This is a genomic window from Caulobacter sp. Root343 (genome assembly GCF_001425745.1).
GTDB lineage: Bacteria > Pseudomonadota > Alphaproteobacteria > Caulobacterales > Caulobacteraceae > Caulobacter.
This window is the reverse complement of the sequence record NZ_LMDF01000001.1, coordinates 338,558-355,256: the sequence shown is the minus strand read 5'-3', so window position 1 is coordinate 355,256 and position 16,699 is coordinate 338,558. Positions and strand designations below refer to the sequence as shown.

Here is a 16,699-nt window from a genome sequence, read left to right as displayed (position 1 = left end):
ACGCGGTGGCGGCGATCCGCCTTATCGAGCTCGCTCCGCAGCGTGGCGCGCGGCCGTCGGCCACACGCCCGCCGAATCCAAGACCTTAGGGGAGCGGCTTGAACCCCTCGGCGCGGACCGTCCACTTGCCGTCCTTCGGGAAGCCGGGCGCCGGCCCCTTCGAGCCGTCCCAGCCGCCGGCCATCATCGCCACGGCCGCCAGCAGCGACCCGTTCGACGGGAAGTAGGTCTCGGCGGCGCGACGATAGCCCTGGCCGTCCGGCCCCACCGGCTCGCCGGCCGGCACGATCTGGCCGCCCGACACCACGGTCTTCGGCACGAAGGCCTCGGCGTGTTCGTCTAGGTGCACGCGCGGCGTCATGCCCGAGACGCCGAACTTGTTGTTCTTGGCTTCGTAGAACAGCCAATCGACGGCCTTGTCCGGTTCGCCCAGGCGGGCGGCGGTCATGGCCACCATCGGATAGTCCCAGCCCCAGGTCTGGCGCAGGTCCCAGTCGCTCTCGACCGCCCGCAGCGTGCGCCGCATGGTCTCGCGATCGATGCTCCTCCCCGCGATCAGGCCATAGGCCATCAGGAACGAGGGGTGGTCCCGGTTCATGCACTTCGGGTCGATGGCGTGGCGCGAACAGGCCTTGCTCTTGGCCACGTCCCAGAAGTCGGGCGCCGTCTCGGTCGGCAGGTACAGGCCGTCCTTCGTGGCCGGCGCGGGCAGTCCCTTGATGACCGCGTCCCACTCCGGCTTGCGCTTCAAGCCCTGGCGTTCGCGCCACCGCTGCGCCGTCTCCAGGCCCCAGCGATAATATTCCAGCTCGAACGTCGGGTTCGAGGTGGTCAGGGGATCGTAGTTCTCCTGCACCGGGATGATCGGCGGACCCAGGACGTAGCGTCCGGCCGCGTCCTTGTGCGGGAAGGAGGCCAGCAGATCCGCCGTCTCTGAAACCAGCGCGCCGTACTTCGCCAAGGTCGCCGGGGTCGGCCGGTCGCGCCAGACCAGCTCCGACATCCAGATCGGGTGCGGCTGCTGCCACATGATGAACGGCGAAACCTTGCTGGGGCTGTCGACGCCGTCCGGGCCGGTCATCTTCGGCCACCACGCGCCCTTCAGACCATGGCTGGCGGCGCGCGCCTGGGCGTCCTTCAGATGCCCCAGATACCAGGGCAGGCTCCGTTCCAAGAGCTCGGGCCGGTTCCAGAGCGCGAAGTGTCCCGCGTGCCAGGCGTGCATTTCGAGGTGGAACTTGCCGTTCCAGCTGTTGGAGAACAGTCCCTCCTCCTGCGGTGGGACCTCGCCAGCGCCATTCAGGGCCATCAGGTACTGCGACAGCACCACGCGGCGCTCCAGCTCCGCGGCCCGCGGGTCGGTGCTGCCCGAGAAGTCGACCGCCGCGCCCCGCGTCCAGTAGTTTTTCCAGTGCGCCCGCGCGGCCAGGTCGGCCGCCGTCACGGTGGGCAGTTTCGGCACGGCTTGGCGCGAGAAGGCGACCTCCAAGCCCAGCGTCCGGCTCTTGGCCTTGGGTGCGACCGTGAAGGCGTGCGGTCCGGCGGCCGTGAACTCCGCCGCGCGGTCGGCCTGCAGGGCGGCGAAATAGCGGGTCTTGTCCAGCTGGCGTGTGACATCGAGGCGCGAGGCGCCCTCCCCCGTCACCTTGGTCGTGTGCAGCTCCGGATGGGTCCAGTCGGACGGATCCGGGTTCAGGGTCCTGGAGACGCCCGGGAACTTCACCGACAGCTTCAGTCGTCCCTGCGCGACCAGGGCCGAGTCCACGTCGACCACGATCATGTCCAGGGTCGGATGGACCCGCGTGCGGACGGTCACGGCCTCGCCGTCATAGCTGAAGCGGCTGGTCAGCACGCCGCTCCACAGGTCCAGGGTCTGCTCGGTCCGGGTCAGGTCCTCGAACTTGGCGGCCTTGCCAGCCTTGTCGCGCAGATCTAAGGCCACCCGGCCCAGCGAGAAGCGGTGCGGGTTCTCGCGCAGATAGGCCAGGGCCGGACGGGCCTCGGCCTCGTTCCAGTCCTTCATATAGGCGTAGGGCTGCTTGGTTCCGCGCACGTCGATCGACGTCGTGCCATCGGCATAGGTGTAGTTGTTCGGGTTCGGAAAGGCGTGCCAGGCCCATTGGGCCTCGGTCAGCAGCGGCGCGATGTTGGAATAGGCCTCCGGGAAGGTCTGTAGGCCGGTGATGTCGGCGGTGAAGCCGATCTGACCATTGCCGACCATCAAGGGCGCGGACGGGTCGACTTTGGTGAGCTTCACATCGTGGCGGCTGACCAGCGCATGGCGGTCGATGGATCCAGCCAATGCCGGAGCAGCCAGACAGGCCAACGCCAGGCCGGCGACGAGAACGCGTTTCATGGCCACTCCCCATGTTTGTCGAGCAAGCGCCAGGCCAACGGCAGGCCGGCCCGGTGACATGCCTGGGCCGCACGTTGCCGCTTGGCAGGCCATGCTTGCTCAAGATTTTTGTGTCACTTTATAGAACGATATCTCATATTATGGAATTATCTGCAAGCGCGACTCTCTCACTCATATTGTTGCGAAGAGAGTGGCTGAGATGCAAAGCGGCCAATAGCCGGCCTGGGCGTCTGAGCTAGGGCGAGCCGGAAACGGCGCAGAGCCGCCCTGCCCGCCGACGGCCAGGCCGATAGAGAAGCTTGGCGATAACGACAGAAAATCTCGGTTTCCAATTCCTACTTGAAAGATAGGCTTTTCACATCGGAGCCGGCGTTTCGCCGTAGCGTCAGACCACGCCCGCCGACACAGGGGATAGTGCAGTGATCAAGCGTCTTCTTATCGGAACCGCGGCGGGCGCCTTGGGCGCGGCCTTCGTGACCGGCGCCTACGCCCAGGCCGCCAACGACACCGAATTGGAGCAGGTGGTAGTCACCGCTCAGCGGCGCGAACAGTCGGCCCAGGACGTCGGCATCGCCTTGTCGGTGATCTCTGGGGACCAGCTGGCGGCGCGTGGCGTGACGAACGTCAACCAGCTGCAGTACCAGACGCCCAGCCTGGAGATCGTTCCGGCCTTCGGCGGCGGCCAGCCGCAGTTCCACCTGCGCGGCGTCGGCTTCGACGACTACGCCACCAACAACACGCCCACCGTCGGCGTCTATGTCGACGAGGTCGCCTATCCGGTCCCGGCCGCCACCCAGGGCGTGCTGTACGACATCGATCGCGTGGAAGTGCTGCGCGGCCCGCAAGGCACGCTCTACGGCCGCAACACCACCGGCGGCGCGATCAACTTCATCACCCGGCGTCCCACCGATCAGCTATCGGCCGGCGTCACCGCCGAGTATGGCCGGTTCGACAGCGCCAAGGTCGAGGGCTTCGTCTCCGGCCCGCTCGGTCAGACCTTGAAGGGCCGCCTATCGGCCGTGACCGAACAGGGCGGCGCCTGGCAGCGCAACCGAGCGACCGGCGAGAAGCTCGGCGACGCCGATCGCAGCGCCGTGCGCGGCCAGTTGGACTGGTCGCCGACCGACAAGGTCGACGTGCTGCTGAATGCCCACTACGGCCAGGACAAGTCGGACGGCCAGGGCCTCTACCTGCTCAACGTTCCCGGCCAGGTCGGCGACACCCGCCACAACGCCACCGGATGGGGCGTCTCCTCGACCTTCGCGGCCCTCGCCGGCGCGGCGCCGGGCGCCAAGCCGCAACGGGACAACAAGTCCGGCGGCGGCTCGATCACCGCCAGTATCGACCTGGGCTTCGCCAAGCTGACCAGCATCAGCGCCTATGAAAACCTCAAGCGCCGCGAGCTGAACGACTGGGACGCCAAACCCAGGTCGGAGTCCGACACCTTCTGGGGCAGCGATGTCGACGTCTATTCACAGGAAGTTCGGCTGGCGTCCAAGAGCGCGGGTCCGCTCACCTGGTTGGCCGGCGGCTACTACAGCCATCAGACCCTGAACGAGACCTTCCTGACCGACTTCACCCAGAGCCTGGGCTTCATCACCAACACCTCGTACCGCCAGAAGGTCGAGTCGATCAGCGGCTTCGGCCAGCTTGAATACGCACTCACGCCGCGCCTGAAGACGATCCTGGGGCTGCGCTACGAGCATGAGGAACGCGATCTCGAAAACTTCGCCACCAAGATTGGCGGCGCGCCGCTGTTCAACAACGGCGACCGCCACACCTCGCTCAACGAGCTGTCGGGCAAGGCCGGCGTCGAATTCCAGGCCGACGAGAATGTCCTGCTCTACGCCAATGTCAGTCGCGGCGTGAAATCGGGCGGCTTCACCGTCTACAACTCGCCCCAGTCCGACCAGATCAACGCCTTCAAGCCCGAGGTGCTCTGGGCCTATGAGGCCGGCTTCAAGGGCGACCTGGCGCGGAATCTGCGCTTGAACGGCTCGGTGTTCTACTACGACTACCGCGATCAGCAGGTGCTGGGCGTGGTCATCAACCCGACGAACGGGGCCATCGGCCGGATCACCAACGCGCCGAAGTCCGAGATCTACGGCGGCGAGCTGGAGCTGCAGTGGACCCCGTTCCACGGCCTGCAGATCACCCAGACGGCCAGCTACAAGAAGGGCTCGTACAGGACCTTCGACGACGTTGACGCCAGCTCGGTGGTCAAGGACCCGGTGAGTGGTCTGTGGACGGGCCAGACCATCGACAAATCGGGCGTGGCGCTCGACTTCCCGCGCATCAGCTACGGCGGCGCGGTCAGCTACATCTGGGCCATCGGCGACTTCGACGTCCAGGCGGCTACCGACTACGCCTATCGCGACGAGGCCCCGTCGTTCCTGGGCGCGGAATACACCGTCGCCTCCTACTGGTTGGCCAACGCCAATCTGACGATTCAGCCCAAGGATGGCCCCTGGAGCCTGGGCCTGTGGGGCCGCAACGTCTTCAACGAGAAGTACGACGTCACTCGCAACTACTTCCTGACCTCGGCCAAGATCGGCGCGGCGGGACGCCCGGCCACCTATGGCGTGCGCGCCAGCTACGCGTTCTAGCTCTTCCCTCGCCCGCACACGCTGCTTGGCCGCTCGAGGCGTCGATGCTCAAGTGCCAGCCCGCCATTTCAGGACCTTCGTGATGATCAAGACCCTGTTGTTGATCCTGGGCGGCCTGGCGGCCCTGGTCGTCGTAGCCGGCTTCGTCGGCTGGCTGCTGCTGCGAGGGCCGGACATCCCCTATGAGACGCTCGAAGCGAAATACGCCACGGCGGCCTCGCACTATGCCGACCTGCCTAGTGGCGTGCGCCTGCACTACAAGGACGAGGGCAAGGCCGACGGGCCGGTGCTGGTGCTGGTCCATGGCTTCGGCGACTCCCACTTTTCCTGGGAAGGCTGGGTCGCTCGGCTGGGCGACCGCTACCGGATCATCACCGTCGACCTGCCCGGCCACGGCCTGACCCGCGCCCCGGCCGGCTATGTCGCCGCCAGCGATGGCTACGCCGACCTCATCGACGCACTGGCCGCCAAGCTGGCCCTGCCGAAGTTCGCGATCGCCGGCAATTCCATGGGCGGCGGCGTGGCCTGGCAGACGGCCGTGCGCTATCCAAACCGCCTGAACGCCCTGGTGCTGGCCGACGCCGCCGGCTGGCCCGCCGAAATCCTGAAGAAGCCGCCGCTGGCGTTCAAGCTGCTCAAGTACTCGTGGGGTCGCGCCTTCCTGCGGTCGATCGACAACAAGCCGCTGATCCGTTCGGGCCTGCGCGGCGAGGTCGGCGATCCGGCCGTGATCACCGAAGCCTTCATCGACCGCTGGGCCGAACTGCAACGCGCCCCCGGCCATCGCGCCATCCTGATGTCGATCCAGCCCGGCAAGCACAGCCAGGCGACCAAGGAGCTCCTCGCCACGATCACGGTCCCGACCCTGGTCCTGCACGGCGAGATCGATCCGATCATCGAGGTGTCGGCCGGCCGCAAGTTCGCCGAAGCCATCCCGGGCGCCCAGCTGATCATCTATCCCAAGGTCGGCCACCTGCCGCAGGTGGAGATTCCGCAACGCTCGGCCGACGACGTGGCGGCGTTTCTCGCGGCGCATCCGGCCCCGTGACGAACAAGGGTGCGCCGCCGCTGGCGCGCCCGCATTCGCCGACTAGAGTAACCGCATGCGCGTCGACTACCTGGGCAACCCCGTCACCGTCTCCACCGAAGCCTCGCTGGCGGCGGTGAACGATTTCGTCGGCGGTTTCCTCGCCTATGAGGTCCGGGCCGCCAACGTGCTGGGGGCCGCCGACGCCGATCCCGCCAGCGCCTTGCTCAACGCCTATGCCGGCATGCTGTGGCTGTTGCTGGAATCGCCGGAAGGCCCCGGCCGCGCCGCGCCCTATGTCGCTAGAGCGCATGCCGCCCGGGCCACGGCCCACCCTCGTGAGCAGGCCACGGTCGATTTCCTGCTCGCCTGGTTCGAGGACGATATCCCCCACGCCTTGACCATCGCCGACGCAATCCTGGCCGCCTGGCCGCGCGACCTGCTGATCCTCAAGCTGCGCCAGTATCACGATTTCAATCGCGGCGACTTTCCCGCCATGCTGCGCGCGGCCACCAGCGTCGCCGACGCCAATGCCGACGTCGCGCACTGGCACGGCATGATGGCCTTCGCCTATGAGCAGTGCCATCTGCTGGTCGAGGCCGAGGCCGCCGCCCATCGCGCCCTGAGCCTGCAACGCAAGGAGCCCTGGGCTCAGCACGCCATCGCCCACGTCATGCTCACCCAGGGGCGCATCGATGAAGGCGCGCTGTTTCTGGAGAGCGTGCGCGACACCTGGACGGGCCTGAATTCGTTCATGGACACCCATCTGTGGTGGCATCTGGCGCTGTTTTATCTCAGCCAAGGACGGTTCGATCGGGCGCTCGAGGCCTACGACCAGCACTGCTGGACCCAGGAGAAGGACTATTCCCAGGACCAGGTCGGAGCGGTCTCGTTGCTGGCTCGCCTGGAACTGGCCGGCGTGAACGTCGGCGCGCGTTGGCAAGACGTCGCCGATCACCTGGTCAACCGCGCCGACGACGTCGTCCAGCCGTTCCTCACGCTGCAATACCTCTATGGCCTGGCGAAGGCCGGCCGCGCGGAGGCCGACAGCCTGCTGGCGGCCGTGCGCCGTAGGGCGGTCCATGCGCCCGATTTCACCCGCGCGGCCTGGCGCGACGCGGCGCTGCCCGCCGCCGAGGGCTTGGTGGCCCATGCCCGCGGCGACTTCGAGGCCGCCGTCCAGGGCCTGCGCACCGCCTTGCCGCGGATGATCGAGGTCGGCGGCAGCCACGCCCAGCGCGACGTCTTCGAGCAGATCGCCCTCGACGCCACCATACACGCCGGCCGGCTCTCGGAAGCCCAGCAGGCGCTGGAGCTGCGCCGTGGTTTCGATCCTGACGGCGTGCCGCTCAACCGCGCCTTGGCCGAGGTCTATGACCGCCTGGGCCTGCCCGCCGAAGCGGCCAGGGCCAGGGCGCGGGTCGAGCGCAGATTGGCGGCCCTGGCGTGAGATTTCCAAAGGTCCTGGGCGCGATCCTCGCGGCCTGCATGCTCGTTCTGCTGGGCGCGTCCAGCCCCGTCCTGGCCAAGGACAGCCTGACCCTGGCCCAGCAACTGGAGCCGCCGAACCTCGACCCGACCTCGGGCGCGGCGGTCGCCACGGACGAGGTGGTCTATGCCAACATCTTCGAAGGCCTGGTGCGCCTGGACCGCGACGGCGCGATCAAGCCTCTGCTGGCGACCTACTGGGAGGTCGCGCCCGATGGCCTGACCTACACCTTTCATCTGCGCGAGGGCGTACGTTTCCAGGACGGAACGCCTTTCGACGCCGGCATTGTCGGGTTCAGCTTGGAGCGCGCCATCGCGCCCACATCGGTCAACGTCCAGAAGCAGGCGCTGAGCGTCATCCGCCAGGTCGAGGTCGTCGATCCGCTGACCGTGAAACTGCATCTGGCTCAGGCCGACAGCAACCTGCTCTACGTGCTGGCCTGGGGCGACGCGGTGATGGTCTCGCCCAGATCGGCCGCGACCTTGGCGACCGCGCCCGTCGGCACCGGGCCTTTCAAGTTCTCCAGTTGGCGACGCGGCGACGCGGTGACCCTGACGCGCAACGACGCCTACTGGGGTCAGCCGGCCAAGCTGCGCCAAGTGGTGTTCAAGTTCATCGCCGATCCCGCGGCCGCCTTCGCGGCGATCAGAACCCACGACGTCGACGCCTTCCCCGACTATCCCGCGCCCGAGAACCTGACCCAGCTGCGCGCCGATCCATCGCTGAAGGTGATCTCGGCCTCCAGCGAGGGCGAGGTGATCCTGGCGATCAACAACCGCAACGGTCCGCTGGCCGACATGCGCGTACGCCAAGCCATCCAGCATGCCCTGGACCGGCGGGCGATCATCGACGGTGCGATGTACGGCTACGGCGCGCCGATCGGCAGCCATTTCCCGCCGCAGAACGCCGCCTACGTCGATCTGACCGGCCTCTATCCCCACGACGTGGCCAAGGCCAAGGCGCTGTTGGCCCAGGCCGGCTATCCGGACGGCTTCTCCCTGACCATGAAGCTGCCGCCACCCAACTACGCGCGCCGCAGCGGCGAGATCGCCGCTTCGCAGCTGGCGGCGGTGGGGATCAAGGTCAGGATCGAGAACTTGGAATGGGCTCAATGGCTGGACCTGGTGTTCGGCCGCCATGCCTTCGACCTGACCGTCGTCAGCCACGCCGAACCCATGGACTACGACATCTATGACCGGCCCGACTACTATTTCGGCTACCACAGCGCCGAGTTCCACGCGCTGATGACGACGCTGAAGGCCACGGCGGACGAGGGCCAGCGCACCGTCGTCCTGCAGCGGATTCAGCGCCAGATCGCCGACGACGCCGTCAACGGCTTCCTGTTCCAGTTTCCGCGTTTGGGTGTGTTCGATGCGCGGCTGAAGGACTTCTGGGTCAATTCGCCGACCCTGACCGTCGATCTGCGCACCGCCTATTTCGACGGTCCTGATGCGACCCGCGACACGACGGCCGCCACGACCAGCCGAGCTGGCGAATTCCTTGGCGTCCTAGCCGGCCTGGCCGTGGCGGTGGGTCTGATCGCCCTTCTGGTCCGGTTCGGCGCCGCCTATCTGGGCGGACGGGCGGCGATCATGGGCCTGACCCTGCTGGCCGCCAGCCTGGTGGTGTTCGCCATCATCCAGATCGTGCCCGGTGATCCGGCCGCCTACATGCTGGGCCTCAACGCCAATCCCGAAGCCGTGGCCAACCTGCGTCACCAGATGGGACTGGAGGGGCCGGCGCCGCAGCGCTACCTGACCTGGCTGTTGGGAATGCTGCACGGCGATCTGGGCGTCAGCTACACCTATCAGACGCCCGTGGCCGGTCTCGTGGCCGAGCGCCTGGCCGTCTCCCTGCCCCCGGCGATGGCGGCCATGGCGCTGTCGGTGTTGATCGGCGCGCCGATCGGGGCGCTGGCGGCGTCCAGGCGCGGCGGCGCGGCCGATACGACGATGATGGGCCTGACCCAGCTCGGCGTGGCCATTCCCAACTTCTGGTTCGGCGTCCTGCTGGTGATGGGCTTCTCAATGGGCCTGCGCTGGTTCTCGGCCGGCGGCTTTCCGGGCTGGGACGCGGGGCTATGGCCGGCGCTGAAGGCCCTGACCCTGCCCTCCCTGGCGCTGGCCATTCCCCAGGCGGCGATCATCGCCCGCGTCACCCGCTCGGCGCTCCTCGACACCCTGGCCGAAGACTACATGCGCACCGCCCGCGCGAAGGGCTTGTCGTCGAGCCAGGCCCTGTGGCGTCACGGCTTGCCCAACGCCCTGATCCCGCTTCTGACCATCCTGGGGCTGCAGTGGCCATTCTTGCTGGCCGGCAGCGTGATCATCGAAAACGTCTTCTTCCTGCCAGGCCTGGGGCGGCTGGTGTTGCAGGCGATCACCCAGCGCGATCTGATCGTCGTCCAGGGCGTCGTCATGCTGCTGATCTTCGCCGTCGTGGCCACCACCTTCCTAGTCGACGTGGCCTATGTACTGGTCGATCCCAGGCTGCGCGGGCGGGGTCGATCATGAACCGCTCCACGAGCTTGCGCATCGGCGCCGCGATCACCGCGCTCTTCGTCCTGGCGGCTCTGGGGTCACTGGTCTGGACTCCCTACGATGTCGCGGCCTTCGACATCGCTCGACGCCTGCAAGGCCCTTCGGCCACCCATTGGCTTGGAACCGACCACTTCGGCCGCGACGTCCTGTCGATGGTCCTGGCGGGCGCGCGAAACGCCCTGGCCGTCTCGCTTGTGGCGGTGCTGCTGGGTGCGGGAGTCGGCGTGCCTCTGGGCCTATTGGCCGCGGCCCGTCGCGGTTGGATCGACGAGCTGGTCATGCGGACCAATGACGTGATCTTCGCCTTCCCGTCGCTGATCCTGGCCATCCTGCTCACCGCCGTGCTGGGTCCGGGCGCGATCAACGCGGTGATCGCCATAGGCGTCTTCAACATCCCGGTCTTCGCCCGCCTGACACGCGGCGTGGCGCTCAGCCTCTGGACGCGCGACTACGTGCTGGCCGCGCGCACCGCCGGCAAGGGCCGAGCTCGGATCTCGTGGGAACACATCCTTCCCGGCTTACGCGGCCTTCTGATCGTCCAGGCCACCCTTCAGTTTTCATTGGGGATCATCGCGGAAGCGGGCCTGTCCTATGTCGGTCTGGGCGTCCAGCCGCCGGCCGCCAGCTGGGGCAAGATGCTAGCCGACGCCCAGACCCTGATCAGCCTCTCGCCCCTGCAGGCGATCGTCCCGGGCCTGGTCATCGTCATCACGGTCCTCGGTTTGAACCTGCTGGGCGATGGTCTGCGCGACCGGCTCGACCCGCGCCTGGACGGGGAACGCTGAGATGGCCCTGCTGGCGATCGAGACCCTGAGCGTCGCGATCGGCGACAGCCCGATCCTGCGCGACGTGTCCCTGACCTTGGAGCCCGGCCAGGTGCTGGGCGTCGTCGGCGAGTCCGGCTCGGGCAAATCGATGACCGCCCTCGCGGTCCTGGGTCTGCTGCCGCGCGGCGCGAAAGCGTCGGGCGTGATCCGTTTCGAGGGCCAGGACCTCACGGGTTTGTCCGAGGCTCAGCTCTGCCGCGTCCGGGGGGCCCGGATCGGTATGGTCTTCCAGGAACCGATGACCGCCCTCAATCCCGTCATGACCATTGGTGACCAGGTGGCGGAGGTCGTGCGCCAGCATCGCGGCGGATCGCGGATCCAGGCGCTGGCGGCGGCGCGGCGGGCCCTGGACCGCGTCGGTCTGCCCGCCGACCGCTTCCCCCTAAACCGCTATCCGCACGAGCTGTCGGGCGGCCAGCGCCAGCGCGTGGCTATCGCCATCGCCATTGTCCTGTCGCCCCGCCTGATCATCGCTGACGAGCCGACCACGGCTCTGGACGTCACCACCCAGGCCCAGATCCTGGACCTGCTGCGCCAGCTGGTGCGCGAGGACGATGCGGCCTTGATCCTGGTCAGCCATGACCTGGCCGTGGTCGCCGGGATCGCCGATCGCGTGGCGGTCATGAAGGATGGCGCGATTATCGAACAGGGTCAGACCACCGCCCTGTTCACCCATCCCTACGCCCGCGCCCTGGTCGCCGACGCCGCGCGCGTTCCGCTGAGGCGCGGCGGCCCCGACCTTTCCGCCCCGCCCGTGCTGGAAGCCAAGGCCGTCATCCGCGAGTATCCCGGTCCGCGCCGCCTGCTACGCGCCGGCCCCGCGTTTCGGGCGGTGTCCGAGGTCAGCCTGACGATCCAACCTGGCGAGATCGTCGGCCTGGTCGGGGAGTCGGGGAGCGGCAAGTCCACCCTGTTGCGGACCCTGCTGGCCTTGGAGACGCCGCAGGGCGGCGAGGTCGCCTTGGCCGGTCAGCCGTTTTCACCGGCCGCGCCCCGCGCGCTGCGCCGGCGCATCCAGGCGGTCTTCCAGGATCCGAGCGGCAGCTTCGATCCACGCTGGACGGTCGAGCGGCTGGTCGCCGAGCCTCTGCACCTGCTCGACGCCAGACTCACGCCAGCCGAGCGCCGCGCCAGGGTGGAGAACGCCCTGCTCCAGGTCGGCTTGCCCGCGACGGTGACCGACCGCTATCCGCACCAGTTCTCGGGCGGCCAGCGCCAACGGATCGCCATCGCCCGCGCCCTGATCGTGGAACCTTCGGTGATCGCTCTGGACGAGGCGGTGTCGGCGCTGGATGTCACCGTGCGCGCGGAGATTTTGGATTTGCTGACGCGGCTCTCCGACGAGCTGGGTCTGGCCTATCTGTTCGTCTCGCACGACATGGGCGTGGTGCGCGGCCTGACCGATCGGGTGCTGGTGATGCGGGACGGCAAGATCGTCGAAGAAGGTCTGACGGCGGAGGTCTTCGCCAGCCCTCGGCATCCCTATACGGCGCAACTGATCGCCGCGACGCCGAGCCTCGACCGCGCCCTTGGGGTCCGCGCCTAGCCGGCCGCCAGATATACCGCCCGGGCGATGGCGCGGGCCAGGCAATCGCCGGCCGCGGAGCCGATCCGGGCGATCTGGTGCTGCCGTTCCTGGACGGACGTCAGGGCGATCGCTCCGGAGGCGACAGCGAACACGACGTCGCCATCGAAGGGCGTATGGGCCGGCCGGATCGCCCGCGACAGGCCGTCCTGAGCCATGATCGCCACGCGTTTGCATTCGCCCGACGACAGATCCGCGTTGACCGCGACGACCGCGAGGGTGGTGTTGGCCCCCGGCGTCAAACGCCCCTGCCCCGCCAGCCGAGATTCGTCGGGCATGGGGTCGACAGCCCCCGCCGCACCTTTGGGCGCGCGGCCGCCGAACTCGCCGTCGATCTCGAATGGCCAGGCCCAGAAAGTCTCGCCATCGGGCATGTAGACCGAACCGACCGGATTGACCGCGACCAGGGCGCCGACCATCAGGCCTTCGCCCAGATCGAGCGAGGCCGAGCCCAGCCCGCCCTTGACCAGGCCCGCCCGAGCGCCGCGCCCGGCCCCGACCGAGCCCAGCTCGAAATCGCTCGACACCGCGGCGAACGCCTCGTGGCCCAACCGTCGGTAGGGCGGATCCACGCCCCAGGCCTTGTCGCCGCCGTTGGCTAGGTCGTAGAGCACGGCCCCGGCCACGATCGGCGCCGTGGGCGCGCCAGGCCGGACGGCGAAACCTTCTCCCGCAGCGGACAGGGCCGCCGTGACGGCGTCGGCCGCGCCCAGCCCGAAGACCGAACCGCCCGACAGCACCAGTCCGTGGGCCTTGGCGTAGCCGTTCTCCGGCGCCAGCGCCTCGCTTTCGCGCACGCCAGGCCCGCCGCCCCGCACGTCCACGCCCGCTCGCCAGCCCCCCGGACACAGCACGACGGTCGCGCCGCTGCGCACGGTTTCGTCGGTGGCGTTGCCCACCGTGAGGCCAGGTACGTCGGTGATCAGATTGCGGGGCCCGGGGCGATACAAGGCAGTCACCTTCGAAGATTCGGCGTGCCGCTGCTTTTACCCGAGGCGGCCGCCCAGCGGGACGGAAAACGGCTTCGCGCCGGCGCGGGCGACTGTAGGCTGTTCCGGTCGAGTCCCGCTTTCCGGAGTTCCCATGGCCGACCTGCCGGACCTGTCCGCCGTCGAGTTGCTGAGGCTCTATCGCGACCGGCGCGCCTCTCCCGTCGAGGTGATGACGGCGACCCTGTCCCGGGTCGAGGCCTTGGAGCCCCGGCTCAACGCCACCTGGGCGCTGGACCCCGACGCGGCCCTGAATGACGCCCGCGCGGCAGAGGCGCGCTGGGCGAGGGGCGAGCCGATGGGGCCGCTCGACGGCGTTCCGGTGACGGTCAAGGAGTTGATCGCGACCAAGGGCGTGGCCAAACCCCTGGGCAGCGCGGCCACCGACCTGGCGCCCGAACCCGCCGACGCGCCCCCGGCGGCGCGGCTGCGCGACGCGGGGGCGGTGATCTTCTGCAAGACCACCTCGCCCGATTTCGGCATGCTGTCCTCGGGCCTGTCGAGCTTTCACAAGCTGTCGCGCAATCCCTGGGACGTCAGCAAGACGCCCGGCGGCTCGAGCGCCGGAGCGGGCGCCGCCGCCGCGGCCGGCTATGGCCCGCTGCATCTGGGCACGGACATCGGCGGCTCGATCCGCCTGCCCGCCGGCTGGTGCGGCGTCTATGGGCTCAAGCCCAGCAACGGACGCATCCCGATCGACCCGCCCTATATCGGCCGCGTCGCCGGACCGATGACTCGCACCGTCGTCGACGCCGCCCTCATGATGAGCGTGCTCAGCGCCCCCGACTGGCGCGACCACATGAGCCTGCCGCCGGCCGAAATCGACTGGCTCGATCTGGACTTCGATTTAAAAGGCCTGCGCATCGGCCTGATGCTGGACGCTGGCGCCGGAGCGCCGGCGGAGCCGGAGGTCATTGACGCGGTGATCGCCGCCGCCCGTCTGCTGGAGGCCCAGGGCGCGGTCGTCGAGAGCTTCGCCCCTTTCCTGACGCGCGAAATGCTCGACGGCCTAGATCTCTTCTGGCGCGTCCGATCGTGGAGCGACATCACCGCCCTGGCGCCGAACCAAGCCGAACGCATCCTGCCCTATATCGACACGTGGGCGCGGGCGGCCAAGGACGCCGACGGCCTGTCGGTCTATCGCGGCTTCCATCAAATTCACCGAATGCGCGAGGCCGGGGCCAAGGCTTTCCAACCCTACGACTTCGTGCTGTCCCCGACCGCGCCGATGCCGGCCTTCGCCGCGGAACTCCCCTCCCCGACCAACGATCCTGGTCGGCCGTTCGAGCACATCGGATTCACGGTCCCGTTCAACATGACCGAACAGCCGGCGGCCTCGATCAATTGCGGCTACACGGCCGATGGCCTGCCCATCGGCTTGCAGATCGTCGGCCGACGGTTCGACGATCTGGGCGTGCTGCGGCTTTCGCGAGCCTACGAGCTTTTGCGTCCGCCCCAACGCCCCTGGCCTCGACTTGATGATGAGGCAACGACGCAGACATGATCAGCCTTGCCGCGAGCCGGCTCACCTCCTAGAACTTTTCGGCGATCAAATCACAGAGCACGCGCCGATGAAGCCTATTGATGGCGGCCCGCCAATGGTCAAGCTAGCAGCCGACCCGCCGCAGGGCTGGCATGACAAGACGATGATTGTATATAGCGCGCCCCATGAACCCGGGCGCGCCATGGCGCCGAACATGGTCATTTCCCGCGACGCCCTTCTCGAGGGCGAGTCCTTTCGCGAATATTGCAATCGCCAGATCGAGACCTTCCGATCCAATCTTCCGCAGTTCAACCGCGAGAGCGAGGGTTATGGCCGCAGCCACGAGCGGGACGCGTTCCAGATCCAGTTCACCTGGCGCTCGGCCGCCGGCCTGTTGCGCCAGCGCGTCTTCTTCATCGCCACCGGAACCCAGGTCGTCGTGAACTATGCGGTGACCGCCGCGGCGGATGATTTCGCCGCCTATGAGCCCGCCTTCGAGCGCGGCCTGGCCTCGTTGCGCATCGACGCGCCGCCGGCGGCCGCGGCCGGAATGCACTGATGCCCATGCGCCGCTGGAGCCGGATGACCGCATGAGCCAAATGCCCGCCGCGCGCCTGGGCGACGACGTCGCCCACAGCCAGGCCGGACTCGGCATGCTGCTGGGCGTGCTGGGCGGCGTGGTGGCGGGCGCGGTCCTGGTCGGCGCGACGATCGCCACCGGCGGCGCGGCCCTGGCCGTTGTGGCGGCGGTCGGCGGCGCGGCGGGCCTGACCTCGTTCGGCGGTCTGGCGGGCATGAACATCGGCGCGGCGATGATGGGCCCGCCGACCGGCAAGTTCGTGGTCGGCTCGCCGAACGTTCTGATCAACAGCCGCCCGGCAACCCTGACCTTCGTGTCCATGGCGGTCTGCATCAAGGAGGCCGGCGTCCCGATCCCGCTGGCGACCGGCTCCTCGACCGTGTTCATCAACATCGGCATGGCCGGTCGCGAGGGCGAGAAGCTGGGCTGCAGCGCCGTTTCGGTGAAGATGACCTCGCCCAACGTGCTGATCGGCGGCGAGAGCGCTCAGGATCCGCGCGTCGAGATCAAGCCCGAGGTGCCGCAGTGGGCGGTGACGGCGCTGCAGGTGCTGGGCGTCGCCGGGGCGATCCTAGCTCTGCCCTTCGCCATAGCGACGGTCGGCGTCGCGGCGACGATCGGCGGCGCGGTGCTCGGCTACTATGGAGGCAAGTACGGAGGCGAGGCCGGCAGAGCCCTGGGCGAGGCGCTGGGCATGTCCGAGGCCGGCAAACGGGCCATGGAGGCCGGCGGCCAGTTCCTGGGCGGCATGATCGGCGGCGCGGCGGGCGTGAAGGGCGTGCGCGCCTTCAACAGCCGCTACCAGATCGTGGCCCAGCCCGGCACGCTGGGGATGAACGGCGGCAATCTGAAGATCGTGCGCAGGCCTCCCCAGCCAACCACGTCGCTGAAGCCCGCCAAGCCCGTGTCCTACGAGCGCCCGTCTGGGTTCCGGAAAGGCGTTCGCGACAAGGTCTGGGAGAGTGCGCGCGGACCGGATGGAGAGGTGCGCAACCCGGGAACCGGCGAGGTCATGGACCCGAACAAACCTTGGGACATGGGCCACAAACCAGGCTACGAATTTAGAAAGCATCAGCAGTCCGCGATGGATAGAGGAATATCTCGCAAAGAATTCCTCAACGAACACAACGACCCTTCCCACTACAGACCTGAACTGCCATCGTACAATCGTAGTCACGCCGGCGAAGACATGACCGGAGACTACTTAGGTTTTTGAC

11 protein-coding genes are annotated in these 16,699 nt (G+C 68.2%); 9 read left to right on the top strand and 2 right to left on the bottom strand.

Features of this window, described 5'->3' with window-relative positions; all coding sequences use genetic code 11:
- Positions 1-85: 85 nt before the first annotated feature.
- On the bottom strand, positions 86-2,356 hold the full coding sequence (locus ASC70_RS01725) for a hypothetical protein (protein ID WP_056045862.1): 2,271 nt from the start codon (positions 2,354-2,356) through the stop codon (positions 86-88).
- Between the two features lie 419 nt (positions 2,357-2,775).
- On the opposite strand from ASC70_RS01725, the gene ASC70_RS01720 reads away from it, so the two are divergent.
- The 6 genes from ASC70_RS01720 (at position 2,776) to ASC70_RS01695 (ending at position 12,391) form a co-directional block, all read left to right on the top strand.
- Positions 2,776-4,962 (top strand): TonB-dependent receptor, encoded by a 2,187-nt coding sequence (locus tag ASC70_RS01720; protein ID WP_056045859.1) that lies wholly within the window; start codon positions 2,776-2,778, stop codon positions 4,960-4,962.
- 82 nt (positions 4,963-5,044) lie between these two features.
- Positions 5,045-6,010, top strand: coding sequence for an alpha/beta fold hydrolase (locus tag ASC70_RS01715; protein WP_082539679.1), 966 nt, complete (start codon positions 5,045-5,047; stop codon positions 6,008-6,010).
- Between the two features lie 55 nt (positions 6,011-6,065).
- The gene (locus ASC70_RS01710) at positions 6,066-7,439 is read left to right on the top strand and encodes a tetratricopeptide repeat protein (protein WP_056045856.1); all 1,374 of its coding nucleotides are present in this window, start codon (positions 6,066-6,068) and stop codon (positions 7,437-7,439) included.
- Entirely contained in the window at positions 7,436-9,991 is a 2,556-nt protein-coding gene (locus ASC70_RS01705; protein ID WP_235519200.1) for an ABC transporter substrate-binding protein, read from the top strand. The genes ASC70_RS01710 and ASC70_RS01705 overlap by 4 nt, the downstream gene beginning before the upstream one ends.
- A complete protein-coding gene (locus ASC70_RS01700) occupies positions 9,988-10,803 on the top strand; it encodes an ABC transporter permease (protein WP_056045847.1) in 816 nt (271 codons plus the stop codon). Before ASC70_RS01705 ends, ASC70_RS01700 begins: the two co-directional genes overlap by 4 nt.
- Position 10,804: 1 nt before the next feature.
- A complete protein-coding gene (locus ASC70_RS01695; RefSeq protein ID WP_056046190.1) occupies positions 10,805-12,391 on the top strand; it encodes an ABC transporter ATP-binding protein in 1,587 nt (528 codons plus the stop codon).
- Here ASC70_RS01695 and ASC70_RS01690 read toward each other — a convergent pair.
- Positions 12,388-13,380, bottom strand: a complete 993-nt coding sequence (locus ASC70_RS01690; RefSeq protein WP_056045844.1) for a P1 family peptidase — start codon at positions 13,378-13,380, stop codon at positions 12,388-12,390. The genes ASC70_RS01695 and ASC70_RS01690 overlap by 4 nt on opposite strands.
- Positions 13,381-13,513: 133 nt before the next feature.
- Here ASC70_RS01690 and ASC70_RS01685 point away from each other — a divergent pair, with 133 nt between their 5' ends.
- Genes ASC70_RS01685 through ASC70_RS25815 form a run of 3 tightly spaced genes read left to right on the top strand, consistent with a single transcriptional unit; the run spans position 13,514 to position 16,698 of the window.
- Positions 13,514-14,923, top strand: coding sequence for an amidase (locus ASC70_RS01685; protein WP_056045841.1), 1,410 nt, complete (start codon positions 13,514-13,516; stop codon positions 14,921-14,923).
- Positions 14,898-15,461 (top strand): DcrB-related protein, encoded by a 564-nt coding sequence (locus ASC70_RS01680; RefSeq protein WP_082539678.1) that lies wholly within the window; start codon positions 14,898-14,900, stop codon positions 15,459-15,461. Before ASC70_RS01685 ends, ASC70_RS01680 begins: the two co-directional genes overlap by 26 nt.
- A 31-nt stretch (positions 15,462-15,492) precedes the next feature.
- Positions 15,493-16,698, top strand: coding sequence for a GH-E family nuclease (locus ASC70_RS25815; protein ID WP_056045835.1), 1,206 nt, complete (start codon positions 15,493-15,495; stop codon positions 16,696-16,698).
- Position 16,699 lies beyond the last annotated feature (1 nt).

Coding starts and splice junctions, on each gene's coding strand:
- ASC70_RS01695 (WP_056046190.1), top strand. CDS start 10,805: ATGGCCCTGCTGGCGATCGAGACCCTGAGCGTCGCGATCGGCGACAGC.
- ASC70_RS25815 (WP_056045835.1), top strand. CDS start 15,493: ATGAGCCAAATGCCCGCCGCGCGCCTGGGCGACGACGTCGCCCACAGC.
- ASC70_RS01715 (WP_082539679.1), top strand. CDS start 5,045: ATGATCAAGACCCTGTTGTTGATCCTGGGCGGCCTGGCGGCCCTGGTC.
- ASC70_RS01685 (WP_056045841.1), top strand. CDS start 13,514: ATGGCCGACCTGCCGGACCTGTCCGCCGTCGAGTTGCTGAGGCTCTAT.
- ASC70_RS01725 (WP_056045862.1), bottom strand. CDS start 2,356: ATGAAACGCGTTCTCGTCGCCGGCCTGGCGTTGGCCTGTCTGGCTGCT.
- ASC70_RS01710 (WP_056045856.1), top strand. CDS start 6,066: ATGCGCGTCGACTACCTGGGCAACCCCGTCACCGTCTCCACCGAAGCC.
- ASC70_RS01680 (WP_082539678.1), top strand. CDS start 14,898: ATGATGAGGCAACGACGCAGACATGATCAGCCTTGCCGCGAGCCGGCT.
- ASC70_RS01700 (WP_056045847.1), top strand. CDS start 9,988: ATGAACCGCTCCACGAGCTTGCGCATCGGCGCCGCGATCACCGCGCTC.